Source organism: Pseudomonas sp. SORGH_AS_0199 (assembly GCF_031453735.1).
Taxonomy (GTDB): domain Bacteria; phylum Pseudomonadota; class Gammaproteobacteria; order Pseudomonadales; family Pseudomonadaceae; genus Chryseomonas; species Chryseomonas aestiva.
The window spans coordinates 2,125,386-2,151,848 of record NZ_JAVJAE010000001.1 but is presented as its reverse complement, the minus strand read 5'-3'; the positions used below and the strand labels follow the sequence as shown (position 1 = coordinate 2,151,848).

Sequence of the window (26,463 nt, the reverse complement as noted above, 5' to 3'; positions counted from 1 at the left end):
ATCAAACACCCCAGAAGATCTGCACGCCCCAGACGAAGAACGCGAACATCGCGAACCCGCATACCGCCTGGAACAGGAAACGCACGGCGGTAGCGCCCTTGCCGATAGCCATGGTGGTCAGGTAGTCGGTGGAGATGGTCCACATACCAACCCAGGCATGAACGCAGACGGACACCAGCGCCAGCAGGCTGAAGATGCGCATCAGGGTGTGGGAGAACAGGCCGTGCCATTGCTCGAAGGTGAGCCCTGGATGAAGGATCAGGTAGCCGATGATAAAGAGGAAGTAGACCGCAAGGACGACTGCCGAGACCCGTTGAGCCATCCAGTCGTAGAGACCGGAACGCGAAAGATTGGTGACGTTGGTTACCATACCCAAACCCCTGCCAGAATGATCAGAACTGCGGAAATGACCAGCACAAGCTGCGCACCCAGCTTGCCGCCCTGCAGGGTTTCGCCGGCGCCACCATCCATGATCAGGTGCCGAATGCCGGCGACCAGGTGGTAGAGCAATGCAGACAGCAGACCCCAGATCACGAGCTTGACCAGCGGATAGGCCAGAAAAGCTTTCACTTGGCCGAAGCCTTCCGGACTGCCCAGGGACAGGTGCAGGCCATAAAGCATGACTGCAATGCCGAGGAACAGGATGACGCCGGAGATACGGTGAAGAATCGAGGTATAAGCTGTGATAGGTAGTTTGATGGTCCTGAGATCTAGGTTTACAGGTCGTTTGCTATTCACGGCTTCTTTCACACTGAGGGCCCAATTGCGGTCGGGCTAGTTATAGGAGATTCCACATCTGCTACACGCTTCCTGTTGGAAGCGTCTCGACCGCTCGGCATCAGCTCGCCGACCCGGTACGGTCGGGCGAGAATTATAGACAGTTAGCCTACTCATGACAAACGCGGATGCCCGATTCCGACGTCGCCAGCTGATATTCAGAAGCCTGCGTGTTAAGGTCTTTTCGCCGCACAATCCGCCCAGAAAGAGCCTTTAGGGTGATATTTTCGTAAATTGACTTTCAAATTTATCCCTCTATAGTGGGCGAGGCCCTGAGTGGAGGGTTTATTGATGATTTCAAAGCAAAATAAGGAGGCCTAATGGCTGACAAGAAAGCGCAGTTGATCATCTCGGGAGCGGATCCGGTTGACCTGCCCGTTATGTCCGGCACCCTTGGCCCGGACGTGATCGATGTTCGCAACCTCACCTCCACTGGTGTGTTCACCTTTGACCCGGGCTTCATGTCCACTGCCTCGTGCGAGTCCAAGATCACCTATATCGATGGTGACAAGGGCATCCTGCTGCACCGGGGCTACCCGATCGAGCAACTGGCGGAGAAATCCGACTATCTCGAGACCTGTTACCTGCTGCTCAAGGGTGAATTGCCGAACGCGCAAGAAAAGGCGCAGTTCGTTGACACCATCAAGAACCACACCATGGTTCACGAGCAACTGAAGAACTTCTTCAACGGCTTCCGCCGCGATGCGCACCCCATGGCGATCATGTGCGGTGTGGTCGGCGCCCTCTCGGCCTTCTACCACGACTCCCTGGACATCACCGATCCGCAGCACCGCGAGATTTCGGCGATGCGCCTGATCGCCAAGATGCCGACCCTGGCAGCCATGGTGCACAAGTACTCCATGGGTCAGCCGATGATGTATCCCCGCAACAACCTGGGATACGCGGAAAACTTCCTGCACATGATGTTCAACACCCCGTGCGAGGAAAAGCCGATCAGCCCGGTGCTGGCCCGCGCCATGGATCGCATCTTCATCCTGCATGCCGACCATGAGCAGAACGCCTCCACCTCCACCGTCCGCCTGGCCGGTTCGTCGGGCGCCAACCCCTTCGCCTGTATCGCTGCCGGTATCGCCGCCCTCTGGGGCCCGGCGCACGGTGGCGCGAACGAAGCGGTACTGAAGATGCTGGACGAGATCGGCGATGTGGCCAACATCGACAAGTTCGTGGCCAAGGCCAAGGACAAGAACGATCCGTTCAAGCTGATGGGCTTCGGCCATCGCGTCTACAAGAACTTCGATCCGCGCGCCACGGTAATGAAGCAGACCTGCGACGAGGTCCTGGCCGAGCTCGGCATCAACGATCCGCAGCTGGAACTGGCCATGCGCCTCGAAGAACTGGCTCGCAAGGACCCCTACTTCGTCGAGCGCAACCTCTACCCGAACGTGGACTTCTACTCCGGCATCATCCTCAAGGCGATCGGTATCCCGACCAGCATGTTCACCGTGATCTTCGCCATGGCGCGGACCGTCGGCTGGATCTCGCACTGGCAGGAAATGCTGTCCGGTCCCTACAAGATCGGCCGGCCGCGCCAGCTGTACACCGGCGTTGCCCAACGCGACATCTCGGACGATCGCGGCTGATCGATCCGCCAGTAAGAACCCCGCTTTGGCGGGGTTTTTTTATGCCTGTAGCACTTGATCGAAGTCGGGCACGAGAAACGTCAGGCATGAAAAAGCCCGCACTAGGCGGGCTTTTTCGAGTCTGGATCAGGCAGCTTACTTGGCCTGAGCTTCGACTTCGGCTTCTACGCGACGGTTGACAGCGCGGCCGGCTTCGGTGGCGTTGTCAGCAACCGGGCGGGATTCGCCGTAACCAACAGCATTCACGCGGCCGCCCTGCACGCCGTACTGGTTAACCAGGACGTTACGCACGGCGTTGGCACGACGCTCGGACAGCTTCTGGTTGTAGGCGTCGGTGCCGACGGAGTCGGTGTGGCCTTCAACGGTGGTCGAGGTCTGCGGGTACTGCTGCATGAAATCAGCCAGGTTCTTGATGTCGGCATAGCTGTTGGGCTTGACCACGGCCTTGTCGAAATCGAATTTCACGTCCAGCTCGACGCGAACGGTTTCGGCAGCAGCCGGGCAGCCGGTAGCGTCAACGGTGACGTTGGCCGGGGTGTTCGGGCACTTGTCGACGTTGTCGCAGACGCCGTCGTTGTCGGAATCGGTGCAGACGTCAGCAACGGGGGCCGGAGCCGGAGCCGGAGCGACTTCTTTCTTGGTGGAACCACCGAAGTTCAGACCAACACCTACAGCAGCGCTCCACTCGGTGTCGCCGTAGTCGATGTTGTAGTTAGCTTGCACGCCGGTACGGGCATACAGGTTCTCGGTGAAGTAGTACTTCAGGCCGGCACCCAGGTTGGCGTAGGTGGAGCGATCACGACCACCTTCGTTGATGTCGCGGTTGCTGATGGACTGGTGAGCGAAGCCACCGGACACGTACGGACGCAGGCCGACGCCGGGCTGACCGAAGTGGTAGTAGGCATCCAGAGCGGCCAGGCTGCCCTTGATGTTCTTGTGACCCAGGTCGTGGTCGCCACGGGCGTTGTGGTACTCACCGTAGGACAACGCCAGCTCAACGTCATCGGTCAGGAAGTAGCCAACGGAACCGCCGTACAGGTCAGCATTGGTCATGTTGCGCTGGCTGTCGGTGAACAGACGGCTGCCGAACAGCTCGGTCTCGACGGCGCCTTGACCTTGTGCCAGGGCGCTCAGCGAGGCGCTTGCCAGCAGGGAGCCGATAACGACGCCCAAGGTGCTCTTCAGTTTCATCCTTTGTATCCCCATTTTAGTGGTACTAATTCCGGCAATCTCCGGAGGCTTCGACAACAAGTTTTCGTGAAGTTCAAAAACTTACGACCGACACATCCGGTCAGCCCTCAACTTCAGCTGCGAACTTGTCACGCAGTTTGTCGAGTGCCCGCTTGTACCGCATCTTGGTGGCGCTGAGGCCCATGTGCATGATGTCGGCGATCTCCTGGAACTCCAGCTCGGCGACGAAGCGCAGCACCAGAATTTCCCGATCGACCTGACCCACATGGACCAGCCAGCGATCCATCCCTCCCTTCTCTTGCAGCTTCGGCGCCCGTTCCTCGGAGGCTTCCTCCATCGGATCCAGACTTAATGCCTCTACCAGCCGCCGCTTGCGACGTTCCTTGCGGTACTGAGTGATGCACTCGTTGTAGGTGATGCTGTACAGCCAGGTCTTGAATTTCGATTTCCCCTCGAAATTCTTCAAACCGTAAAGCACCTTCAGCATGATCTCCTGGCAGACATCGTCTGCATCCCGGTCGTTCCCCAGGTAGCGGGCGCAGACGTTGAACAGGGTGCGCTGATAACGGCGCATCAGTTCTTCGTAGGCTCGCGTCACGTGGAAGAGTTCACCATGCGCGCGCTGGACCAGCTCTTCATCACTGAGCGTAGTCGGGTCGTAGGCATGAGGGGCAGGCTTGTTCAAGACGGAGTTGGCTACCAAAAAGTGGCGGGCATGATAGCCATCTCCGCGGCGCCTGTCAGCGGCTGCGCACCTGAGCCTCCAGTAATAGACGGTTCGGAACCGAAACGATATCGCCCTCCTCGGTCATGATGAGGGTCTTGGCGGTCCCGATTTCCTCGATCTCGCCTTCGACGTCCGCCAGGGTCACCCACTGGCCGACTTCGTAGAGTTCGCGCACATAGATGCCGGCCAGAATCTGCGACACCAGCCCCCGGCTGCCCAGACCCAGGGCCAGGGCGGCGGCCAGGGCAAAGGCGGTCAGCACGATGGCGATGACTAGGTTCAGCAGCTCGGTCTTGATCTCCAGCTGACCGACCGCGACCGAAATCGAAATGATGATGACCAGGCCCTGGGCCAGGCGCCCCAGCCCCGCGGCGTAATCCAGGCCGACACCCTCGGCGGCGCCGTGGACCAGGCCACTGACCAGTTGCGCCAGCAGCACGCCAACGATGAGCACCAGGGCGGCACCAAAGATCTTGGGTACATAGAGCGCCATGACGTCCAGGGTGGAGGACACGCGCTGCAGGCCCAGGGATTCGGCGGCCGACACTAGGAACACCAGCAGGACAAACCAATAGACAATCCGGCCGATCAGGGTGGTGACCGGGATGCGGATGCCGATCTTGGCCAGCTGTTTGGTCACACCGGCACCGGCAAGGATGCGATCCAGGCCGAGTTTGGCGAGTACCTTCGACAGCACGGTATCGAGAATCTTGGCGACGGCGAAGCCGGCGAGGATCACCACCAGGGCGCCAAAGACGTTGGGAATGAAACCGGCCACCTTGCTCCACAGGGTGGTCATGGCGGACAACAGACTCTGGGTCCAGATATCGAATTCCATCTACTTCAGGATCTCCGGGGAAGATTCGCTACGCCGGGTGCGACGTGAGCGCGGCTTCAGATGAGGGGCACCGTTGCCCAGCGCCAGCAGCAGCACCGATACCCAGTGCCGCCCGATCAGATCGAACAGCGCACCCGCGCCCACCTGGCGGTTGGCGGTCTTGAGCACCCGGTGCAAGCGCGCCTGGTCATCGCCCTCCTCGTCCTGAGCGTTGGCCGGGGTATTAAGGAGCGCCTTGAGGGACGCTTCGAAAGGATCGTGCATAAGCACCTCGCTGGTCGTTTCCTCTTGACGCAACGAGGTGGAGGCGGGTCACAGCCAGCGCAGTCGGCGAAACAGCCAGACCTGGAAGATCGACACCGCCGCGATCAGCAGGCAGGCGGCCACGAAGCCGAAGGGAGACGACGAACCCGGCAGGCCGCCCATGTTCATTCCCAGCAGACCGGTGATGAAGCTGATGGGCAGGAAGAAACCGGTGATGATGGCCAGCAGATAGAGGGTGCGATTGGTCTTTTCCGTGGTCGCCCGCTGTTCGGCGTCCTGCAGCAGCGCCACCCGCTCGCGCATTACCTCGAGTTCTTCCAGGTTGCGCACCAGGCTGTTGTGCAATTCGCTCCAGTACCCCTGACTGGCCGCCTCGACGAACCAGGCGGGCTTGCCACGGGCCAGATCGCCATAGATGTCGCGCTGCGGGGCCAGGTAACGGCGCAACCCGGTCGCGCGACGCCTGAGGGTGAGCACCTGGGCATGGTCGGGCAGGCTGTTCTCATCCTGGTCGACCTGCTCTTCGAGGCCATCGAGCTGGTCGGACAGGCCGCGCACCAGGTCATCGACCCGGCTGGTCATGTAGCTGGCGAGATAGAGCACCAGTTCCTCGGCGCTCTGGGCGCCGATGCCCGCTTCCAGGTCTTCCTGGACTTCGGCGGCAGCCTTCATGGGTCTCATGCGCAGCGAGATCACCCGGCGTTTGTCGACGAATACCCGCAGCGACACCATGTCTTCGGGCACGGCGCCAGGATTGAGGTTCACCCCGCGCAGGAACAGCAGCAGGCTGTCGTCGGGCTGATTGACCAGCCGCGGGCGGGTCGCCTCTTCCAGCAGCAGGTCGCAGGCGAATTCGCTCAGGCCGCTGGATTGCCGGAGCCAGGCCTGGGCTTCGGGAACGCTGCGATCCCAGTGCAGCCAGAGCACCTCGCCGGGGCCCGGCTCGGCCTCGGCCAGCTCCCGACGACTCAGGCGTCTTCCGCCGCCACGGCCATCGAGGAGATAGCCATAGATGAGACCCTGTTCCACATCACTGTCGTACTGCTGCATCTGACGTCTCTTGCAGGGATTGCGACCGCTTCCGGTCAAGCGCTCCGGCAAAGGCGGCCCTGGACAGGGCGCAGGCGCCACCTTCGTGGGGAATGAGGGAATTAATCCTGGAAAGGCTCACCCCGCCTGCCAGGCGGGGTGAGTCCTGGGATCAGGCGTTGCCTTCAGCCAGGAAGAACCAGGTGTCGAGCACGGAATCAGGGTTGAGCGAGACGCTCTCGATGCCCTGCTCCATCAGCCACTTGGCCAGGTCCGGGTGATCCGAGGGCCCCTGACCGCAGATGCCGATGTACTTACCAGCCCGGTTGCAGGCGGCGATGGCATTGGCCAGCAGCTTCTTGACCGCCGGATTACGCTCGTCGAACAGGTGGGCGATGATGCCGGAGGTCGCGATCCAGGCCCAGGGTGAGCTGGGTCAGGTCGTTGGAGCCGATGGAGAAGCCGTCGAAGTGCTCGAGGAACTCGTCCGCCAGCAGGGCGTTGGAGGGCAGCTCGCACATCATGATCACGCGCAGGTCGTTCTCGCCGCGCTTGAGGCCGTTCTCGCCGAGCAACTCGACCACCCGTGCCGCCTCGTCCAGGGTGCGCACGAAGGGCACCATGAGCTCGACGTTGGTCAGGCCCATCTCTTCGCGCACCTTCTTCATGGCGCGACATTCCAGCTCGAAGCAGTCGCGGAAGTTCTCGCTGATGTAGCGGGAGGCACCGCGGAAGCCCAGCATGGGGTTCTCTTCCTCGGGTTCGTAGAGCTTGCCGCCGATCAGGTTGGCGTACTCGTTGGACTTGAAGTCCGACAGGCGCACGATGACCTTTTTCGGCCAGAAGGCGGCAGCCAGGGTGGCGACCCCTTCCACCAGCTTCTCGACATAGAAGCCGACCGGATCCGAATAGCCGGCGATACGCTTGTCGACGCTTTCCTTCACCTCGAAGGGCAGGCTGTCGTAGTTCAGCAGCGCCTTGGGATGCACGCCGATCATTCGATTGATGATGAATTCGAGGCGCGCCAGACCCACGCCGGCGTTGGGCAGCTGGGCGAAATCGAAGGCACGGTCGGGGTTGCCGACGTTCATCATGATCTTGAACGGCAACTCGGGCATAGCATCCACCGAGCTCTTGCGGATGTCGAAGTCCAGCTCGCCTTCGTAGATCAGGCCGGTATCGCCCTCGGCGCAGGAGACGGTGACGGTCTGGCCTTCCTTGAGCAGGCTGGTGGCATTGCCGCAGCCGACCACCGCCGGGATACCCAGCTCGCGGGCGATGATGGCGGCGTGGCAGGTACGACCGCCCCGGTTGGTGACGATGGCGCTGGCGCGCTTCATCACCGGCTCCCAGTCGGGGTCGGTCATGTCCGAAACCAGGACATCGCCGGGCTGGACGCGATCCATCTCGCTGACGTCGCGGATGATCTTGACCTTGCCGGCGCCGATGCGCTGGCCGATGGCACGGCCTTCCACCAGCACCTGGCCCTTGTCCTTGAGCAGGTAGCGCTCCATGACGGTGGCGCTGGCCCGGCTCTTCACGGTTTCAGGACGGGCCTGGACGATGTAGAGCTTGCCGTCGTCGCCGTCCTTGGCCCACTCGATGTCCATCGGCCGTCCATAGTGGCGCTCGATGATCAGCGCCTGCTTGGACAGTTCGGTGACCTCGGCGTCGGTGATCGAGAAACGCGCGCGATCCGCGGGCTCGACATCGACGGTACGGACCGAGCGGCCGGCCTTGGCTTCTTCGCCATAGACCATCTTGATCGCCTTGCTGCCCAGGTTGCGTCTGAGGATGGCCGGGCGACCGGCTTCCAGGGTGGGCTTGTGGACATAGAATTCGTCCGGGTTCACCGCGCCTTGCACCACGGTCTCGCCCAGGCCATAGGCGGCGGTGACGAAGACCGCATCGCGGAAGCCGGATTCGGTATCCAGGGTGAAGAGCACGCCGGCGGCGCCGGTTTCCGAACGCACCATGCGCTGCACGCCGGCGGACAGGGCGACCAGCTTGTGATCGAAGCCCTGGTGGACGCGGTAGGCGATGGCGCGGTCATTGAAGAGGGAGGCGAAGACTTCCTTGGCCGCGCGAATGACGTTGTCGACGCCGCGGATGTTGAGGAAGGTTTCCTGCTGGCCGGCAAAGGAGGCATCCGGCAGGTCTTCGGCGGTCGCCGAAGAGCGCACGGCCACGGCGAGATTGGGGTTGCCTGCCGAGATCTCGGCGAAGGCCCGGCGAATCTCGGCGTCCAGGCGCTCGGGGAAGGGTGCATCCATGACCCACTGGCGGATCTGGGCGCCAGTCTTGGCCAGGGCGACGACGTCGTCGACATCCAGGGCATCGAGGGCGGCGTGGATACGCTCGTTCAGCCCGCTCTGCTCAAGGAAATCGCGATAGGCCTGGGCCGTGGTGGCGAACCCGCCCGGCACGGAGACGCCCGCGTTGGCCAGGTTGGCGATCATCTCGCCGAGAGATGCGTTCTTGCCGCCCACGCGCTCGACGTCGTGTACGCCAAGCTGCTCCAGTGAAATTACATACTCGTCCAAGGTCTTCTCTCCATCTTGTGTCTTTGTGGGAAAGCAGTACGCCTCGGCGCCCGCCCCATGGACAGTGGACGGCGGTAGGTTACAGTGCAGCGATCCCTGCCCCGTACGCCACCAGGACGTCCCTCCATGCAACGAACCGCCTTTTTCATTTCCGACGGTACCGGCATCACGGCCGAAACCCTCGGTCAGAGCCTCCTGGCCCAGTTCGGGGACATCACCTTCAGAAAGATCACGCGCCCCTACGTGGATACGCTGGACAAGGCCAGGGCGATGGTACAGCAGATCAATGCCGCCGCCGTCCAGGACGGTGCGCGACCCATCATCTTCGATACCATCGTCAACCGTGACATCCGGGCCATTCTGGACCAGTCGAACGGGTTCATGATCGACATCTTCTCCACGTTTTTATCCCCGCTCGAACGGGAACTTTCCGCCGAATCTTCGTATTCGGTAGGGAAGTCACATTCGATCATGCACAATAGTCACTACATGGAGCGGATCGAGGCCGTCAATTTCGCACTCGAAAACGACGACGGCGCCCGCACGACCCACTATGCGCAGGCCGATCTGATCCTGGTGGGGGTCTCGCGCTGCGGCAAGACACCGACCTGCCTCTACATGGCGCTGCAATATGGCATCCGCGCGGCGAACTATCCGCTGACCGAAGAGGACATGGAGCGCCTGCAGTTGCCCGCCTCGCTCAAGACCTACAAGGACAAGCTGTTCGGGCTGACCATCGACGCCGAGCGCCTGGCGGCGATCCGCCACGAGCGCCGGCCCAACAGTCGCTATGCGAGCTTCGCCCAGTGCGAATTCGAACTGCGCGAGGTGGAGAGTCTGTTCCGTCGCGAGAACATCTCCTTCATCAACACCACGCATTTTTCCGTGGAGGAGATTTCGGCGAAGATTCTGGTGGAGAAAGGCGTGGAAAGACGGTTTAAATAGCCGACCACCCTCCTCTTCAGCGCCTGCGTGGCGCGCCAGGCGACCGCCATGAACCTCGTCGATGCCCTGCTGTTCTTTCCGGTCGCCCTGCTCATCGCCCTGACCCCCGGCCCCAACAACTTCTGCTCGCTCGGCAATGGCATCCGCCATGGCGCGGTGACCGCGGGCTTGGCAGCCCTAGGTCGCGATGTGGCCTTCGTGATCTTCCTGGTGATCTCGGCGGTGGGCCTGGGCGCCATGCTGCTGGCTTCGGAGACGGCCTTCACCGTCATCAAGTGGATCGGCGCGCTCTACCTGCTCTACCTCGGCGTGAAGAGCTGGCGCAGCCGGGCCTTCGACGGCCTGGACCTGACCGAGACCGGGGCGGCCCAACCGCGGGCGCTGCACCGGCTGATGCTGCAGGAATTCCTCATCGGCATCAGCAATCCCAAGGCGATCCTGCTGTTCGCCGCGGTCTTTCCGCAGTTCATCGACCCCAGCCAGCCGACGACCCAGCAATTCGTCTACCTGGGTGGCACCCATCTGTTCGCGGAAATGGTCGCGGCTTTCATCTATGGTCTGTTCGGCCGGCAGATCCGCCGCTTCATCCGCGGACCCCGCGGGGTCCGCCGCCTCAACCAGGCTACCGGGGCCTTCTTTGCCGGCGCAGGCGGTCTGTTGCTGACCGCCCACCGCTGATTCAGGACGACACCAGCCCGGACTGGGCGGCGCCCAGCCTGGCCAGGGCCGCTTCGATCGCCGACCAGGGCTGCTGCCTGGGCGCTACCGGCTTGTCCACGGCTGCCTGGCGAGCGGTCCGCACCAGAGCGTTGAATTCGGCTGTCAGAGCAGCGGCCTGGGCCGTGTCCGCACCCCCGGTAAAGACCACGGGCGACAGCCAGAGGCGCTCCTTCAGGCGTTCGCCGATCTGGTAGGCGAATTGCATCCGCCGCTGCTGGCCGATCTGCCCGGCCTCGGTGTCTTCGACCAGGCCCAGCGACAGCGTCTTGTAGGCCGGCAGCCGATCGAGCAGACCCTGCTGGGCCTGGACCGAACGCGGCCAGTCGACATGCAGCCCCTCCACCGGCAGAGCGGTAGCCAGGCCCAGGTTGTCGATCAGCTCACCGTGACGCACGCCCAGCAGCTTCTTCAGCGGCTCGCGCTGCAGCAGGTTGTAGGCCCTTTCGAAGGCGGTACGCCAGGCCAGCGGCAGCTCCAGCGCCAGCAGCGGCTCGTCGAGCTGGATCCATTCCACGCCCTGGGCGGCCAACCGCGCGAAGATCTCGCCGTAGACCGGCAGCAGCGACTCCAGCAGCTCGAGGCGGTCGAAGGCGGGATCGAGTGCGCGACCAAGCCACAGATAGCTCAGCGGCCCGAGGATTATCGGCTTGACGGCCAGACCGAGCGCCTGGGCCTCGGCGACCTCATCGAAAAGCTGTTCCCAGCCGATGGCAAAGGACTGGTCCGAGGTGAATACGGGAACCTGACAGGTGCCGGCGAACCCGTGATCGTCCGCCGGCTCGACATGGGCGGCAGCGCCTACCAGACAGGAGTGCGCCAGCACCCGATCGCCCCAGCCAAAGTCGCCTACCGTGAGCCACTCACAACCCGCAGCCTGCTGGGCACGCCACGCCTGCCGACGCTGCTCGCGTCCCTGGGCGATCAGGGCGGCGCGGTCGCAATTGTCGAGAGACGCCAGGGACGCGTCACCCTGTTGCTCGCTGCGCGCGGAACCCTGGGAATGAACCTTGACCATTGCACACCTCCACCTGACAGGCTGGAGATTGTCTTCTCGCGCGACGCATGAAACAAACTCAGGTTTCTTGTGATGAACTCAAGTTTCTTTCATACACCCGATCAGGGCTTGAAGCGCGCCATGCTGTAGACGTCGGTGAACACCCCATCGCGCAGGGCATAGCGCCGCAGCAGACCTTCTTCTTCGAAACCGAGCTTGCGATAGAGCGCCAGGGCCGGCTCGTTGTCGCTGAAAACCGTCAGCTCCACCCGTTGCAGATTCATCCAGTTGTCAGCGAGGTCGAGCAGCGCCGTCAGCAGCTGGGTGCCTATGCCCTGCCCCTGGCAATCCCGGGCCACGCCCATACCGATGGCACCACAATGCTGGCGGCGAATGCGCGGCTGCTGTTCGAGACTGGCGCTGCCCACCACCCGCCCCTGCTGCAGGGCGACCAGCGTCACCCGGCCTTCGCGCTCGGCGCTCTGCCGCTGCCGCCATTGCTCGGCGGTCTGATAAGGCAATTGCAGCACCTGTCGCGCCACTACCGGATCGCCATAAAGGGCGGCCAGGCCCTCGGCGTGACGATCGGCATAGCGTTCCAGATGGACGAGCGAGCTGGACATGGGTGGCACTCCTTCGCGGAAGTCCGCAGCTTCGCCCAGGTCCGGGGGATCGGACAAGGGCGAAGCGTACGAGTCACGCGCCGGTTACAGCGTCCACTTCAGGCTAAGCATGACGTTGCGAGGATCGCCGTAGGTGCCGAAACCCGTGCCGCTGGGAATGCCCTGCCAATACTTCTCGTCGAAGATGTTGTTGAAGTTGACCCGGCCATCCCAGTGGTCGTTGAAGCGGTAGCCCGCCATCAGGCCGACCACGGAATAGCCGTCCTGCTTGGCCTCGCCATTACCCACCCGCTTGAAGGTCTCGCTCTGCGCCAGCACATCGGCGCCGATGCGCCATTTGCTCAGATCCCCGGTCAGTTGATAGCTGGTGGCAGCCTTGAACAGATGCTTGGGCTGCTCCGGAGCGAAGCGGCGGTCTTCGTAGACCAGATCCTTGGTGTACTCGCTCAGCACCAGGGTATAGGCCGCCGATGCCTGCCAGTTGGGCGCCAGTTGCCCGGAGATCTCCGCATCGATGCCACGGCTGCGCACTTCGCCGGCAGTGTCGTAGCAGGTACGGCTCTGCCGGGTGCACTCGATCGGCTGGGGGGACAGCTCATAGGCGCGGCCCTCCTGAATGGTCTCGAAGAGCGCTACGGAGGCATTCAGGGCACCGTCGAAATAGGCGCCCTTCAGGCCAATCTCGTAGCTCTTGCCCGTCATGGGCGCGAGCACGGAGTTACCGGTGTTCTGCTGGCTCTGCGGTTTGAAGATATCGGTGTAGCTGGCGTAGACCGAATAGGTGTCGTTCAGGTCGTAGATGATGCCGGCATAGGGCGTAAATTCACGCGTGGCCTTGTAGTCGTCATCGCTGTAGAGGTTGTCGAAGTCATACCAGCTGACCCGGCCGCCGACGATGACGTGCAGCGGGTCTATGGGGTTGAAACGCGCCGCCGCGTAGATCGCTTCTTCGGTCGTGGTGTTCTTGCTGGCATAGGGCGTCAGGCTGTCCTTGGCCGGCTTGGGAATGCTGCTGGGGCGGAAGTTGTAGATATCGATCGGTGTAGCACCCGAGTAGCCGCCACGCTGATAGAACTTCTCCTGACGGCGACTCACCCCGGCCATCAATTCGTGCTCGCGGCCCAGCAACTGGAAGGGACCGCTGACCGAGGCGTCGATGTTGAGCTGGTCGGAATCGGTACGGTAGGCGCCGGAAGCGGTACCGAGATCGGCCACCGTGTTGTAGGCGTAGTTGTTGCTCGGCAGGGTGGTGACGTAGTTGGAATAGGTATCCGAATTCGCCCAGACCTGCTGCGCCGCCAGCTTGGCCTTCCAGCCGTTGTCGAAGGTGTGGGTGATGTCGGAGAACAGGGTGTAGTTGTCCTGATCCCAGTAAGCCCAGTCGCCGCTAAGGAAGGTAGAGCGCGACAGGTGCAGGTTTTCCCCATTGGGACCGCTGGGCAGGCTGCCCCAATCGGAGGTCTTGTCCTCGCGCTGCTTGGACGCGCCGATGGTCCAGGTGGTGGCGTCGCTGAGATCCGCTTCGAGGACGCCATAGAAGGTCTGGCGCTTGCGCTCGCGCACGTCCTGGAAACTGTGGCCGTCCTCGTAGGCGGCCACGGCGCGACCGCGCAGGGTGCCGGCTTCGTTGAGCTTGTTGGAGGCGTCGACCTCGGTACGGTAGCGGTCCCAGCTGCCGGCGCTGGTGGTGACGCTGACCTGGGGGAAGGCGGTCGGGCGCTTGCGCACCAGATTCAGGGTGGCCGAAGGATCGCCGGCGCCGGTCATCAGGCCGGTGGCGCCGCGAACCACCTCGACGCGGTCGTAGATGGACAGATCGGCCGAGGACAGGGTGTCGAGGGTAAAGGTCCCGGCCGTGGTGGGCAGGCCGTCGTACATGATGTTGTCGATGCGGAAGCCACGGGAGAGGAATTCCTGACGGTCGCCGCCGAACTTGTTCAGCGTCACTCCAGGGGCGTATCTGACCACATCATTGAGATCGGTCATGCCCTGGTCTTCCATGCGCTGCCGGGTGATGACACTCACCGACTGGGGCGTCTCCCGGATCGACAGGGGCAGGCCGGTGGAGGTGCTCATGGCGCCGGTGGTGTAGGAGCGTGTTCCTTCGGTGGTCGTCCGGCCGGTCAGGGAGCCATCGTCCGCGCTGATGGTGGTGGCCTCTAGCGCCACGCTGCCGGTCGCCGCCTGGGTGGCCACCGGGGCGACGGTCGCGACCGAGCCGCTGACCGAGGCCGCAAGGCCACTGCCCGCCAGCAGGCGCTGCAGGGCGACATCCGGCTCCATCCGCCCCGCCAGTGCCGGTGCTCGCTTGCCCACCAGGGCAGCAGGATCGTAATTCACCTGGAAACCGCTCGCGCGCGCGAAGCTCTGCAAGGCATCGGCCAGCGGCTGCGCCGGTTGCGACAGCGCCACGGGAGCGGCCTGGGCGAGGGTCGCCACGCCCAGGGAGACGGAAAGCGCGATGAGACGAAGGGAGAAGAGCTGCATGTCGTTGGTCGTCCTCTAGGGAAACACCGACCCGTCCGTACCCCACGTAAGGACTCGCTGGAGGCTTTCCAGGGACCGGTATCCATTGCCGTCTTGCGCGGCGGAACGCAGGCTATGCAACCTGGATGCATCTGTAAATGCAAATTAATATCATAAGCGAACGCAAATCAGCCGATTCCGCTCCGGAAACGCTCAAGGACGCGCCTCTGCCGGTGTCAGCCTTCCATCGCCCTGTCCTGACTATTTTCGAGGAAATGTTTCAAGGAAACAGGGACTGACCTGCCTACCTTGCGCGGCAGTGGGCAAAGCTGTTGCGCGAGCGGTGGCCTATCGCTGTGGTGAAGGCGGAATTGGAAATAGAGGGCTGGGGAAACTACAGACGGCGGTGGGCCGGTTCAAACCAGCCGCCTGGAGCCACCCACTCCCTCATCGTGAAAGCGCTGGGCGATGGCGCAGATCTGCGGCTCGATGGCCAGGAAGGCGTCGAGCACCAGGGGATCGAAGGTGCTGCCGCGCATCTCGCGCATCATCTGCAGCGAATCCGCATGGCTGAACGGCTCCTTGTAGCAGCGCCGGCTGATCAGGGCGTCGTAGATATCGGCCACCGCCATGATCCGCCCCGCCAGCGGGATGCCGGTACCGGACAATCCGTTGGGATAGCCGCTGCCATCCCACTTCTCGTGGTGGGTGCTGGCGATCTCGGCGGCCAGGGCGAGAAAGTTGTCATCCTCCAGATGGCTGGCCGTGCTGAGGATGATCTGCCGACCGAATTCGGCATGCCGCTGCATCACCTGCATCTCCTCCGGGGTCAGCCGGCCGGGCTTGAGCAGGATGGCATCCGGCACGCCGACCTTGCCGATATCGTGCAGGGGCGCGGACAGGAACAGCAGCTTGATGTAATCGGGCGTGAGTTGCTCCGGCGCGTGGCCGGACAGCCGCAACTGCTCGGCGATGGCGCGAACGTAGTACTGGGTGCGCTTGATATGGGCACCGGTTTCGGGATCGCGGGTTTCGGCGACCGCCGCCATGGACTCGATGGTGACCTGCCGCGAGCGTTCCAGCTGCCGGCGCCAGCGCTCTTCGTGCTGACGCGCCAGGATGATCCGGGTGATCAGCGCCAGCGCCGAGAGCATCGCCACCAGCAGCAGAGGCGCGGCCAGCGGCAGGAAGACGTCATGGCGAACGAACAGCCAGGCGCCCAGCACTTGCGGCAGGACGATCAAGGCGGCCGCCAGCAGGGCGAAGCGACGCTGACTGCGATTGAAGAGAAAGCCAACGGCGAGCAGCAGGCCGCCGGTCAGGCATAGCACCAGTTGCAGCACGCCGGCGAACTGGGGAATCCGTACCAGGGCATCGTCCAGCAGGTCCTGGGTCAGGGCGGCCTGCAGCCTGACACCGGAAAAGATCTGGCCCAGCGCCGTCGTGTGCAGGTCGTTGAAGCCTGCGGCCGAGACGCCGACGAAGACGACCTTGCCCTTGAGGGTGGCCGGCGCCACCGCGCCGCTGAGCACCGCCACTGCCGAGACCTCCGGATAGTGCTCGGCCCCGCTGTGCAGCCGCAGCAGCGCCTGGCCTTCGCGATCGAGTGGCAGCCGGTGATCGCCGAGTCGCAGCATCGGCCCGGCAAGGCCGCTATCCACCACCGCCTCGTTCAGCCCCAGGGCGCGCAGGGTGGCGGCCAGCGCCAGACTCGGATGGAGGATGCCCTGGTGGCTGAGCAGCAGGGGGACGCGCCGCAGGATGCCATCGCTGTCACGCTGGCTGTTGATGAAGCCGCTGAAGCGCGTCTGGCTGGCGATGGGGGCCACGTTGTCCAGCGCGCCGCTGGCTGCGGGCAGCTGAAGGGCGTCGAGGTCGCCGGTGAAGCCGACCCCTGGCCGCAGTCCGCCGGAGACGGGTTGCTGCAGATCGAGAAAGAAGAAACGGGCGCCGACGGCCCCCGTCTGCCCCATGACGTAGCCGAGATAACCGTCATTGTCCTGCAATTCCGCAGGCACTCCGGAAAAGTTCAGGTCCACACCGAAGTCGTCGCGGAAACTCTGCTGCAAGGCCTTGAGCGAGGTCCGGTCCGGCTCGCTGAACAGGACATCCACGGCGATCGCCGCCGGCTCGGCCTCGGCGATGCGGGAGAGCAGCTGAGCGACCCGGTAGCGGGGCCAGGGCCACTGCCCGAGCGCCGCCAGACTCGCCTCGTCGATGCTGACCACCTGGACATCCGTGGCATCCTCGGTGCTGGCCGCAAGGCGACTGAGCTGGTCGTAGGCCAGGCGATCGAGGTACTGCAGCGGCGGCAACTGCGCCAGGGCAGCGAGGCCGAAGGCCAGCGACAGCCCCAGGCTGACCAGGAACATCCAGGGCGCGCGCCGGCGCAGCAGGGTCGCAACGGAGTTCATGCCCGCGAACCTAGAGAATCAGGACTTCGACACGCCGGTTGCGCGGCTCGGATTTGCCGGGACGGGTCGGCACCAGGGGCACGGTATCGCCGAAAAACTCGACATTGATACGCAACTTGGGATCGAGCCGCTGCAGCAGACCGGCCACCTTGCGGGCACGCTGCCCCGAGAGGTCGAGGTTGTAGGAAGGCGCTCCCGAGCCATCCGCATGGCCGAAAACCGAAATCTCCGTGGGGATGCGCTGCCGTGCCGTTTCCAGCACCTCAGGGAGGAGCGCCTTGGACTGCGGCGTGAGCTCCATGCTGTCGGAGAGGAAGTTGAGGATGTAGGTCTTCGGCGGCGACGGCTGAGCCGCCAGCACCTGTCGATGCTGCTGCTCGAAAAGGGGTTGGGCCACCGCCTGCACAGCGGTCGGCGCCTGCCCCGGTGCGCCCACCGTGACCTCGCCGAAGCCCTGGTCGATGGCCTGGCGACCGGCCGAGCTGGTTACCGAAACGGCGCCGACATGGCCGTCTTCATCGGGCATGAGGATGACCCGCGTCTGCGGCGGCGGCGGACTGGCACAGCCGCCCAGCAGCAGCGCGGACAACAGCACGCTCAGCAGCAGACGCCCAGGGGACGCGACAGCGACCATCGCGTTCATTGGGCCTGGACCAGGAAACGGGTGCCGCGCACGCCGATGGTAGCGGTCGGCGTTTCGATCTTGACCGTGTCGGGGGCGACCTTGCCGATCTTGCCGGACGAGTAGATGGCGGAGCCCTTGGTCAGGTACAGCGAGAAGCCATAGCGACTGCGCTTGGGCTCGAAGAGATAGTCACGCAATTGCACATCGGCGTCGCTGCCCAGGGTGAGCAGGGTGCCGTCGAGAAAGACGATGGCGGCGGTGGCATCCGGACCGGCCTGCAGGCGATCGGCCACCTCCAGGGTGGTACCGGCCTGAGCGTCCAGGGTGGCATTCTGGCGCACTACCTTGACGCTGCCCGAGACGCTCTTGATCAGCGCCACATGTGCCTCTTCCGCGGCCGTGACCGGCGCAGACCCCAGCAATTGCAGCCCGAGCAGCGCCAATGCGAACAGTGTTGTCTTCATGCTTTCCTGGTCCCTGGATGGAAGGGCGTGGCCGCCGTGGGGGCGACGGATTGCCGGCAGGACCTCGGATGGAACCTTGAAGCGGCCTGCTGCGCAGCGGTCAGGGCTCCAGACTCGTGAACCCAGTCACCTTCTACCAGATAAACAAGCCAAGCGGCACGCAAAGTAGTACGAATGGCACCTGGCCACTAGTCATGCCATCACGACCCCGCGAGACGAACGGCACCGGCAGCGGTCTAGTGAGCAATCTTTCCAAGGTCACCTTTCATGCAGATCATTCTGGTCCGTCACGGCAAGCCCGATCTATCCAGCAAGGCCCGCTGCACTCCAAGGGAGATGAAGGACTGGGTCGCGCGCTATCAGAAGGCGCCGGTGCCCGCAGGCCAGGAGCCCGCGGAGACGCGGCGGCTGGCGCAAGAGGCGGGTTACGTGGTGAGCAGTCCCCTGAGTCGCTGCGTGCGCTCGCTCGAGTACCTGATGGGGCGCCCCGGCAGCCCGGTGGATGACCGCTATGCCGAAGCCCACCTGCCCTATCTGGAATTGGATACGCCGCGACTGCCGGTCAAGGCCTGGCGCCTGCTGTTCAGATCCGCCTGGTTCCTGGGTTTCGCCGCCCATACCGAGTCCATCGGCAGTTCCTCGGTACGCGCCGGCCAGGCGGCCGATCACCTCATCGAACTGGCCGAACGCCACGGTTCGGTACTGCTGCTGGGGCATGGCATCATGAACGTGCTGATCGCCTGGCAGTTGCGCAAGCGCGGCTGGCGCGGCCCCCTGCACCTGCTGCTCAAGGACTACTGGAAGCCGAGCATCTATCGCAAGGAAAGGCGCTGAGATCGCTCAGCGGTCCGCCCTGGCGCGGGCCTCTTCCAGTTCACGGCGCGCCTCGGCCAGCTTTCGAGTGCGCACCTGGATATTGTCGGCGTCGCCCTTGGCCTGGGCGCTACGCAGATCCCGTTCTCGCTCGGCCACCTCGCGGCTCCGGGCCTGGATGACGTCCAGCCGCTGCTGGCGCAGGCCGGCGTCGGTGCAATGCGCCTGCACCGCGCCGAGTGCCCGCCGCAACCCCGCCAGCCGCCCTGCATCGCCTTGCGCCTGCGCCTGGGCGATCTGCCGCTCCAGCGTCAGGCGCTTCGCCGCGCAGCCGCCGTCGGCCGCCACAGCCAGGCCGGGCAGCAACAGGGTGGTCGCGAACAGCACTGTCCTGGTTCGGTCTTTCATCGGCATTCCTCCGGACATTGAAAGGCGAGCGCTTCCGGGTCGTTTCGCTCAAGCGTCCAGCGACGGCCCGACCAGCGCGGCGAGCTGATCGTAGACGCCGGGCGCTGCCACCAGCAGGGGATTGCCATTGACCAGGCCGTCGTTGCGCAGGAAGGCGTTGTGGCGCCCCCCTGCCTCCTGGATCAGGACCAGGCCCGCCAGGCAGTCCCAGCCATGGATCAGGGTTTCGTAATAGCCGATCAGCCGGCCGGCGGCGACATAGGCCGTCATCAGGGCACCCGAGCCATTGCGGAAGAATTGCCCCCCCTCGGCGAGCAGACCGGTCACGAACGGCAGGAAGTGTTCCTTGCCGCGTCTATGAGTGGTACCCAGCCCGGTCAGGCCCTGGCGGATCCCGGTGGCCCCATGGACGCGCAGCGGCTGGCCGTTGACGAAGGCGCCGTGCCCGCGCAGGCCGTGGAAGAGTTCGTCGTGATTCGGATCCATGATGGCGCCGAGCAAGGGCTCGCCCTCGTGCATCAGGCCGATGGACACGCACCAGTTGTGCAGGCCGTTGAGAAAGGGCGCGGTGCCGTCGATGGGGTCTATGACCCAGAGGTAGGGCGCGGACAGGTCGGTGGCGCCGCCCTCCTCGCCCAGCAGGCCATCCTCCGGAAAGCGCTCGCTCAGGCGTTGGCGGATGAGCTCCTCCAGCGTCTTGTCGGCGATGCTCACCACGTCCTGCAGGTCGCTGCCCTTGTGGTCCACCTGCAGCGCACCGCGCCGGCGATAGAAGTCGAGGCCGAGCTGCGCCGCTTCCCGGGCGATGTCCTGGACAGCGCGGTAGCGTTCGGCGATGGCGGGGGCGATAGCGGTCATGAGCGCTCCTGGAACGGGAAAAGGCGTCAGGGTGCCAGTTCCACCGGTGGAAAAGAATAGTCGCGATCCTGCCCGTCAGCGCCCTTGACGCTGGCCCCGGTCAGACCGCGGCCGTGCACTGGCCAAATTCTGCCGATGTCGGCAAAGGTCCGACTAGAAGCCCCTGGTCATGGCCGTGTCATCTCGGCGGCGCAGGCTGTCGGGTATTGGCACTCAGGACGGCGAAAAGCAGCGACGGACCGCACCAAATCCGCCCGCCGCCGTCAGAACAGTTGAGTGCTCGTTGTACCGGGAGGACGCCATGACCGCACAAACTTCGCTATTCCACGGCAATGGTCAGCTGCAGCAGTTGCGGCGACTGATTCCCAGACAGCATTTCGAAGGTCTGGAACGCCATCTCGAGTTGCTGTCGCAGGAATTTCCGCTCTTCGATCATCCGCCGTTGAGCATCGATTGCGCCGTTGCCGAAACCCTGGAGAACCTTGGCATTCGTGCCTTCCAGTGGCAGGGCAGCTGCGATCTGCCGCAGCGGATGGCCCTGGGCAGTGCCCTGATGGGCGAAGGATTCATGGCTCAGTCCAGTACGCCGGAATACACCCTCTATCTCAACGTGCGAGGCGAGAAGGTACTGTTGCGGCAAGAGCCTGCAGGTGGCCAGACCCTGGTCAGCCTGGTGTCGGATTGCCCGCCGCTCTTCGCTTATCTGGCGGCCAAGCACCGCGAGCCGCTACCGGTCGCCTGAGCGACCCGGCATCCGCTTGTCGGTAGCGTGACCGACCGGTATCGAGGATGACGAACGGGATCACAAATACGCATTAACGTCAGACTAACCGGGAACCAAATAGGCAGTGGCATGGTAGATTCGCGCTTCGGATCTACCAGGAGACCCAAGGAATGGGAATTCGTATTCTGGCCAGCGTCATCGCAACCTTCGCCGCCTTTCATGCCGAAGCTGCCACCCTCCCCGCCGTACCGCCGCTCAACCTGGCGGACCTCACCCTTCAGGTGCCCCTCTCGAGTACCGATGCCATCCCCGCCAGAACTGACGCCCAGTTGCGCGACAGTCGGCAGCCAGGCAATGGCGCCCGCTGGCTGAATGAACATCGGACCCTTGCTCAAGAGCAACGCTGGGTATTCTAGTCCGTTGGATTGATGTCGACGGATGGTTTCCCATTCGTATGCTTTTTGATCCTGCCTGGGGAATGAATCGCTATTTTGCAGGTCCGTCTGGTTCTACGGGCAGCTCAACTCTTCTGCCCTTTCAACCTGCACGCGGAGCCGTCATGAAACGCCTGTCCCTTCTCCTGTTCGCCGCCCTGTCGGCCTGCAGCTCGGCTCCCACCCAGCCCCCGGCCGATCCGTCGCAATTCGGCGGCCGTACCCAGGAACAACTCCGGCAGAGTTTCGGCTCGCCGCAGCGGGTCGCGCAGCTCGATCGCCTGGTGGTCTACGAATATCGCAACCTGCGCGCCCCGGGCAGTGCGACGCCGGTCTATTCCTTCCTCATCGAAAACGAGCGGGTGATCGAATCCACCCCCGGAACCTTGCAGCTTTATCGCGATGACGGCATCACCAAGGTCAAGGCGGAAAGTCTCTAGGCAGAGCCGCCGGCCGGATCGCACGTCCCGCTCAGCCTTGCGCGGATGTGCAAAAAAATACCGATTTTGGTGTCTTTCAGCATTTGTTTCCCGGGCGGCAACGGGCTGTAATCGGTCCGTGGCTTCCGCTGCAAAGGCCGTCACAGCCGGCCGCGTAGTGGGTTACAACAACAAGAAAAGCGTCTGCTGCAGTTGCACAGGACGCGGAGTGCAAGATGAAAACAACACCAAAAGCGCTTTTATTGTCCGCTGTCACCCTCTCTGCAGGCCTGACCTTCTCGCTGGCCCTCCAGGCCGCCGAAACGGTCACCATCGCCACCGTCAACAACAGTGACATGATCCGCATGCAGCGGCTGTCCAAGACCTTCGAAGAACAGCACCCCGACATCAAGCTCAACTGGGTGGTGCTCGAGGAAAACGTGCTGCGCCAGCGCCTGACCACCGACATCGCCACCCAGGGCGGTCAGTTCGACGTCTTGACCATCGGCATGTACGAGACCGGCCTCTGGGGCGCCCAGAACTGGCTGGAGCCCATGAAGGACCTGCCCGCCAACTACGACCTGGACGACCTCTTCCCGTCGGTTCGCGAAGGCCTGTCGGTCAAGGGCACCCTCTATGCGCTGCCCTTCTACGCCGAAAGCTCCATCACCTACTACCGCAAGGACCTGTTCCAGCAGGCTGGGCTGACCATGCCCACCCAGCCCACCTGGACCCAGATCGCCGAGTTCGCCGGCAAGCTGCACCAGCCGGACAAGGACCAGTACGGTCTCTGCCTGAGAGGCAAGGCCGGCTGGGGCGAGAACATGGCCCTGGTCACCACCATGGCCAACGCCTTCGGCGCGCGCTGGTTCGACGAGAAGTGGCAACCGGAATTCACCGGCCCGGAATGGACCGCGGCGGCCAACTACTACGTCACCAATATGAAGAAGTACGGTCCGCCCGGCGCCTCCAGCAACGGCTTCAACGAGAACCTGGCGCTGTTCAACAGCGGCAAGTGCGCCATCTGGGTCGATGCCAGCGTCGCCGGCTCCTTCACCATGGACAAGAGCCAGAGCAAGGTCGCCGACAGCGTCGGCTTCGCCGGCTCGCCGCGCGAGGTCACCGACAAGGGCTCCTCCTGGCTGTACGCCTGGTCCCTGGGTATCCCGACTTCCTCCAAGCACAAGGATGCCGCCAAGACCTTCGTGACCTGGGCCACCTCCAAGGACTACGCCAAGCTGGTCGCGGACAAGGACGGCATCGCCAACGTGCCGCCGGGTACCCGCAAGTCCACCTACAGCCAGGCCTACATGGACGCGGCGCCCTTCGCCAAGGTCTCACTGGACATGCTGCAGCACGCCGACCCGGCCCATCCCTCGGCCAAGCCGGTGCCCTATGTGGGCATCCAGTACGTGACCATCCCCGAGTTCCAGGCCATCGGCACCTCGGTAGGCAAGCTGTTCGCCGCGGCCCTCACCGGGCAGATGTCGGTCGAGCAGGCCCTGCAGGCGGCGCAGCAGTCCACCGCCCGGGAAATGAAGCGCGCCGGCTATCCCAAGTAGCGCTGGAGCCCTGGGTCCGCACCCCGCGGACCCAGGCCTAGCGGCTTTTCCTGCCTGATCCGTCGCTGGCGTCGCGAGACGCCAGTGCCTCGTCACGGCCCACTGCCTTGCGGAGCATCGCCATGCAGACCTCCACCCTCAAGACGCCCGCCGTCGAAACCCCTGCCGCTCCCGCCCGTCGTCAACGCCGTCGTGCTAGTCCCGGCTGGTTCCTGATCAGTCCTTCGGTGGCTCTGCTGCTGGTGTGGATGCTGGTGCCCCTGGGCATGACCATCTGGTTTTCGCTGATCCGCTACAACCTGCTCTATCCGGGCGAGCACGCCTTCGTCGGCCTGGAGAACTTCGAATACTTCGTCACCGATGCCGGCTTCTGGCCCGGCATGAGCAACACCCTGCTGCTGGTGGGCAGCGTGTTGCTGATCAGCGTGGTCTTCGGCGTGCTGATCTCGGCGCTGCTGGAGGCCAGCGAGTTCCTTGGCCGCGGTATCGTCCGCGTCCTGCTGATCTCGCCGTTCTTCATCATGCCCACGGTCAGCGCCCTGATCTGGAAGAACCTGATCTTCCATCCGGTCTCCGGCATTCTCGCCGCGGTCTGGAAACTCTTCGGCGCCACCCCGGTGGACTGGCTGGCCACCCATCCGCTGCTGTCGATCATCCTGATCGTGTCCTGGCAGTGGCTGCCCTTCGCCATTCTCATCCTGATGACCGCCATGCAGTCGCTGGATCAGGAGCAGAAGGAAGCGGCCCGCCTGGATGGCGCCGGCCCGCTCGCCATCTTCTGGCACCTGACCCTGCCGCACCTGGCGCGGCCCATCGCCGTGGTGGTGATGATCGAGACGATCTTCCTGCTGTCGGTGTTCGCCGAGATCTACACCACCACCAGTGGCGGTCCGGGCTTCGCCTCCACCAACCTCGCCTACCTGATCTACAACCAGGCCCTGCTGCAGTTCGACGTCGGCCTGGCCTCCGCCGGCGGCCTGATCGCCGTGCTCATCGCCAACATCGCCGCCATCATCCTGGTGCGGATGCTCGGCAAGAACCTGACCCAACAGTGAGGACCCTGACATGCTGACGCTCAAGCAATCCCGGCGCCTGCAGAGCCTGCTGCTGGGCCTGCTCGCCTGGCTGGTAGCCCTGGTGCTGTTCTTCCCGATCTTCTGGATGGTGCTGACCAGCTTCAAGACCGAGATCGACGCCTTCGCCACGCCGCCGCAGTTCTTCTTCACGCCCACGCTGGAGAACTACCTGACCATCCAGGCACGCAGCGACTACTTCCACTTCGCGCTGAACTCGGTGGTGATCTCCTTTGGCGCCACCCTGCTGAGTCTGCTGCTGGCGCTGCCGGCGGCCTATTCCATGGCCTTCCACGAGACCAAGAACACCCAGCGCCTGCTGCTGTGGATGCTGTCCACCAAGATGCTGCCGGCGGTGGGCGTACTGGTGCCCATCTATCTGCTGGCCAAGCAGTTCGAACTGCTCGACAGCCGGCTGCTGCTGATCGCCGTCTACACCCTGATCAACCTGCCGATCGTGGTCTGGATGGTCTACACCTACTTCAAGGACATCCCCAAGGACATCCTCGAGGCCGCGCGCCTGGATGGCGCGACCACCTACCAGGAAATCGTCCGGGTGCTGCTGCCGATCGCCAAGGGCGGCATCGCCTCGACCATGCTGCTGTCGCTGATCCTCTGCTGGAACGAGGCCTTCTGGTCGCTGAACCTGACCTCGTCCAACGCCGCGCCGCTGACCGCGCTGATCGCCTCCTACTCCAGTCCCCAGGGACTGTTCTGGGCCAAGCTGTCGGCCGTCTCGACGCTGGCCTGCGCGCCCATCCTGATATTTGGCTGGATCAGCCAGAAACAACTCGTCCGCGGCCTGTCGTTCGGCGCGGTGAAATAAGAACAAGAGGACTCCTGTCATGGCCAATCTGAAAATCCGCAGCCTGCGCAAGGGCTTCGACTCGCTGGAAATCATCAAGGGCGTCGACCTCGACATCAACGACCGCGAATTCGTGGTCTTCGTCGGCCCGTCCGGGTGCGGCAAGTCAACCCTGCTGCGCCTTATCGCCGGCCTGGAAGAGGTCAGCAGCGGCACCCTGGAGCTGGACGGTCGCGACATCACCGAAGTGTCGCCGGCCAAGCGCGACCTGGCCATGGTGTTCCAGACCTATGCCCTCTATCCGCATATGAGCGTGCGCAAGAATCTGTCCTTCGCCCTCGATCTGGCCAAGATCGACAAGCAGGAAGTGGAGCGCAAGGTCGCCGATGCCGCCCGCATCCTCGAGCTGACGCCGCTGCTGGAGCGCAAGCCGCGTCAGCTCTCCGGTGGCCAGCGCCAGCGGGTGGCCATCGGCCGCGCCATCGTCCGCCAGCCGAAGATCTTTCTGTTCGACGAACCCCTGTCCAACCTGGACGCCGCCCTGCGCGTGCAGATGCGCCTGGAACTGGCGCGTCTGCACCAGGAATTGCAGGCCACCATGATCTACGTGACCCACGACCAGGTGGAAGCCATGACCCTGGCGACCAAGGTGGTGGTGCTCAACGGCGGCCGCGTCGAACAGGTCGGTTCGCCCCTGGAGCTCTATCACCATCCGGCCAACCTCTTCGTCGCCGGCTTCCTGGGCACGCCGAAGATGGCGTTCTTCAAGGGCAAGGTGGTGGCCACCGACGCCCAGGGCGTGGAGGTGGAGCTGGCGGCCGGTCCGCGCCTGCACCTGCCACGCCGTGGTGACGACCTCGCGATCGGCAGCCCGGTGACCCTGGGCATTCGCCCGGAACACCTGCGCCTGGCCGCCGACGGCCAGCTGCCGGTCATCAGCGACGTGGCCGAACGCCTGGGCAGCGACACCTATTGCCACATGGTCACCGAGGCCGAAGAGCCGCTGACCGTGCGCGTGCCGGGTGACTGCGCCGTCGCCTACGGCGAACGCCAGCGCCTGGCGCTGGACGTCGACTTCTGCCACCTGTTCGACGAACAGGGCCGCGCCGTGGCGCCACTGCTGCGCAAAGCCGCCTGACCCTTCCC

At 63.8% G+C, this 26,463-nt stretch carries 26 protein-coding genes and 1 pseudogene; 11 read left to right on the top strand and 16 right to left on the bottom strand.

Annotated elements, in window-relative coordinates; genetic code table 11:
- Position 1: 1 nt before the first annotated feature.
- Positions 2-370, bottom strand: coding sequence for a succinate dehydrogenase, hydrophobic membrane anchor protein (gene sdhD / locus QE444_RS10055; protein WP_133859676.1), 369 nt, complete (start codon positions 368-370; stop codon positions 2-4).
- Positions 364-750: a succinate dehydrogenase, cytochrome b556 subunit gene (gene sdhC / locus QE444_RS10050; protein ID WP_026083585.1), complete on the bottom strand. Its 387-nt coding sequence runs from the start codon at positions 748-750 to the stop codon at positions 364-366. The genes sdhD and sdhC overlap by 7 nt, the downstream gene beginning before the upstream one ends.
- A 347-nt stretch (positions 751-1,097) precedes the next feature.
- Here sdhC and gltA point away from each other — a divergent pair, with 347 nt between their 5' ends.
- Positions 1,098-2,378, top strand: coding sequence for a citrate synthase (gene gltA, locus QE444_RS10045; RefSeq protein WP_017638893.1), 1,281 nt, complete (start codon positions 1,098-1,100; stop codon positions 2,376-2,378).
- A gap of 135 nt (positions 2,379-2,513) precedes the next feature.
- Here gltA and QE444_RS10040 read toward each other — a convergent pair whose 3' ends face one another.
- The 6 genes and pseudogenes from QE444_RS10040 to ppsA all read right to left on the bottom strand — a co-directional run bounded on the left by QE444_RS10040 (position 2,514) and on the right by ppsA (position 8,970).
- Positions 2,514-3,569: an OmpA family protein gene (locus QE444_RS10040; protein WP_187978798.1), complete on the bottom strand. Its 1,056-nt coding sequence runs from the start codon at positions 3,567-3,569 to the stop codon at positions 2,514-2,516.
- A 100-nt stretch (positions 3,570-3,669) separates the two neighbouring features.
- Positions 3,670-4,254 carry an RNA polymerase sigma factor SigX gene (sigX, locus tag QE444_RS10035; protein ID WP_309738233.1) on the bottom strand — a complete coding sequence of 195 codons (585 nt, stop codon included), beginning with the start codon at positions 4,252-4,254 and terminating at the stop codon, positions 3,670-3,672.
- A gap of 55 nt (positions 4,255-4,309) precedes the next feature.
- Positions 4,310-5,134 carry a mechanosensitive ion channel family protein gene (locus tag QE444_RS10030; RefSeq protein ID WP_158895487.1) on the bottom strand — a complete coding sequence of 275 codons (825 nt, stop codon included), beginning with the start codon at positions 5,132-5,134 and terminating at the stop codon, positions 4,310-4,312.
- Positions 5,135-5,398, bottom strand: coding sequence for a CrfX protein (locus QE444_RS10025; RefSeq protein WP_133859679.1), 264 nt, complete (start codon positions 5,396-5,398; stop codon positions 5,135-5,137). It lies immediately after the preceding gene.
- Positions 5,399-5,446: 48 nt separating this feature from the next.
- Entirely contained in the window at positions 5,447-6,448 is a 1,002-nt protein-coding gene (locus QE444_RS10020) for a zinc transporter ZntB (protein WP_133859680.1), read from the bottom strand.
- 151 nt (positions 6,449-6,599) lie between these two features.
- Positions 6,600-8,970: pseudogene (ppsA, locus tag QE444_RS10015) on the bottom strand (phosphoenolpyruvate synthase).
- A 126-nt stretch (positions 8,971-9,096) separates the two neighbouring features.
- On the opposite strand from ppsA, the gene QE444_RS10010 reads away from it, so the two are divergent.
- Both QE444_RS10010 and QE444_RS10005 read left to right on the top strand, forming a co-directional pair.
- On the top strand, positions 9,097-9,915 hold the full coding sequence (locus tag QE444_RS10010; protein WP_133859682.1) for a pyruvate, water dikinase regulatory protein: 819 nt from the start codon (positions 9,097-9,099) through the stop codon (positions 9,913-9,915).
- A gap of 48 nt (positions 9,916-9,963) precedes the next feature.
- Positions 9,964-10,593 carry a LysE family translocator gene (locus QE444_RS10005; RefSeq protein WP_133859683.1) on the top strand — a complete coding sequence of 210 codons (630 nt, stop codon included), beginning with the start codon at positions 9,964-9,966 and terminating at the stop codon, positions 10,591-10,593.
- A gap of 1 nt (position 10,594) precedes the next feature.
- Here the strand turns inward: QE444_RS10005 and QE444_RS10000 are convergent, their stop codons facing one another.
- From QE444_RS10000 to QE444_RS09975, 6 genes are all read right to left on the bottom strand, one after another.
- Entirely contained in the window at positions 10,595-11,650 is a 1,056-nt protein-coding gene (locus tag QE444_RS10000) for a hypothetical protein (RefSeq protein ID WP_309738227.1), read from the bottom strand.
- Between the two features lie 101 nt (positions 11,651-11,751).
- The gene (locus tag QE444_RS09995) at positions 11,752-12,252 is read right to left on the bottom strand and encodes a GNAT family N-acetyltransferase (RefSeq protein ID WP_309738225.1); all 501 of its coding nucleotides are present in this window, start codon (positions 12,250-12,252) and stop codon (positions 11,752-11,754) included.
- Between the two features lie 84 nt (positions 12,253-12,336).
- A complete protein-coding gene (locus tag QE444_RS09990) occupies positions 12,337-14,739 on the bottom strand; it encodes a TonB-dependent siderophore receptor (protein WP_309738223.1) in 2,403 nt (800 codons plus the stop codon).
- A gap of 395 nt (positions 14,740-15,134) precedes the next feature.
- Entirely contained in the window at positions 15,135-17,132 is a 1,998-nt protein-coding gene (locus tag QE444_RS09985; protein ID WP_309738221.1) for a CHASE2 domain-containing protein, read from the bottom strand.
- Positions 17,133-17,142: 10 nt separating this feature from the next.
- On the bottom strand, positions 17,143-17,766 hold the full coding sequence (locus QE444_RS09980) for an OmpA family protein (RefSeq protein WP_309738219.1): 624 nt from the start codon (positions 17,764-17,766) through the stop codon (positions 17,143-17,145).
- A 5-nt stretch (positions 17,767-17,771) separates the two neighbouring features.
- Positions 17,772-18,221 carry a FecR family protein gene (locus tag QE444_RS09975; RefSeq protein ID WP_280306837.1) on the bottom strand — a complete coding sequence of 150 codons (450 nt, stop codon included), beginning with the start codon at positions 18,219-18,221 and terminating at the stop codon, positions 17,772-17,774.
- Positions 18,222-18,488: 267 nt separating this feature from the next.
- Between QE444_RS09975 and QE444_RS09970 the strand changes: the two genes are divergently transcribed.
- Positions 18,489-19,055 (top strand): histidine phosphatase family protein, encoded by a 567-nt coding sequence (locus QE444_RS09970; protein ID WP_309738218.1) that lies wholly within the window; start codon positions 18,489-18,491, stop codon positions 19,053-19,055.
- Positions 19,056-19,061: 6 nt separating this feature from the next.
- Here the strand turns inward: QE444_RS09970 and QE444_RS09965 are convergent, their stop codons facing one another.
- The gene (locus QE444_RS09965) at positions 19,062-19,442 is read right to left on the bottom strand and encodes a DUF1090 domain-containing protein (RefSeq protein ID WP_309738216.1); all 381 of its coding nucleotides are present in this window, start codon (positions 19,440-19,442) and stop codon (positions 19,062-19,064) included.
- A gap of 48 nt (positions 19,443-19,490) precedes the next feature.
- Positions 19,491-20,300, bottom strand: coding sequence for an inositol monophosphatase (locus QE444_RS09960; RefSeq protein WP_309738213.1), 810 nt, complete (start codon positions 20,298-20,300; stop codon positions 19,491-19,493).
- A 301-nt stretch (positions 20,301-20,601) separates the two neighbouring features.
- On the opposite strand from QE444_RS09960, the gene QE444_RS09955 reads away from it, so the two are divergent.
- The 7 genes from QE444_RS09955 to QE444_RS09925 all read left to right on the top strand — a co-directional run bounded on the left by QE444_RS09955 (position 20,602) and on the right by QE444_RS09925 (position 26,455).
- Positions 20,602-21,042, top strand: a complete 441-nt coding sequence (locus tag QE444_RS09955) for a hypothetical protein (RefSeq protein WP_133859693.1) — start codon at positions 20,602-20,604, stop codon at positions 21,040-21,042.
- Positions 21,043-21,194: 152 nt separating this feature from the next.
- Positions 21,195-21,440, top strand: coding sequence for a hypothetical protein (locus QE444_RS09950; protein ID WP_309738211.1), 246 nt, complete (start codon positions 21,195-21,197; stop codon positions 21,438-21,440).
- 143 nt (positions 21,441-21,583) lie between these two features.
- Positions 21,584-21,898 (top strand): hypothetical protein, encoded by a 315-nt coding sequence (locus tag QE444_RS09945; protein WP_309738209.1) that lies wholly within the window; start codon positions 21,584-21,586, stop codon positions 21,896-21,898.
- Positions 21,899-22,113: 215 nt separating this feature from the next.
- The gene (locus tag QE444_RS09940; protein ID WP_187978787.1) at positions 22,114-23,439 is read left to right on the top strand and encodes a sugar ABC transporter substrate-binding protein; all 1,326 of its coding nucleotides are present in this window, start codon (positions 22,114-22,116) and stop codon (positions 23,437-23,439) included.
- Positions 23,440-23,561: 122 nt separating this feature from the next.
- Positions 23,562-24,494, top strand: a complete 933-nt coding sequence (locus tag QE444_RS09935) for a carbohydrate ABC transporter permease (RefSeq protein ID WP_133859696.1) — start codon at positions 23,562-23,564, stop codon at positions 24,492-24,494.
- 10 nt (positions 24,495-24,504) lie between these two features.
- A complete protein-coding gene (locus tag QE444_RS09930; RefSeq protein WP_133859697.1) occupies positions 24,505-25,338 on the top strand; it encodes a carbohydrate ABC transporter permease in 834 nt (277 codons plus the stop codon).
- Positions 25,339-25,357: 19 nt separating this feature from the next.
- Positions 25,358-26,455 (top strand): ABC transporter ATP-binding protein, encoded by a 1,098-nt coding sequence (locus QE444_RS09925; protein WP_187978786.1) that lies wholly within the window; start codon positions 25,358-25,360, stop codon positions 26,453-26,455.
- Positions 26,456-26,463: the final 8 nt, after the last annotated feature.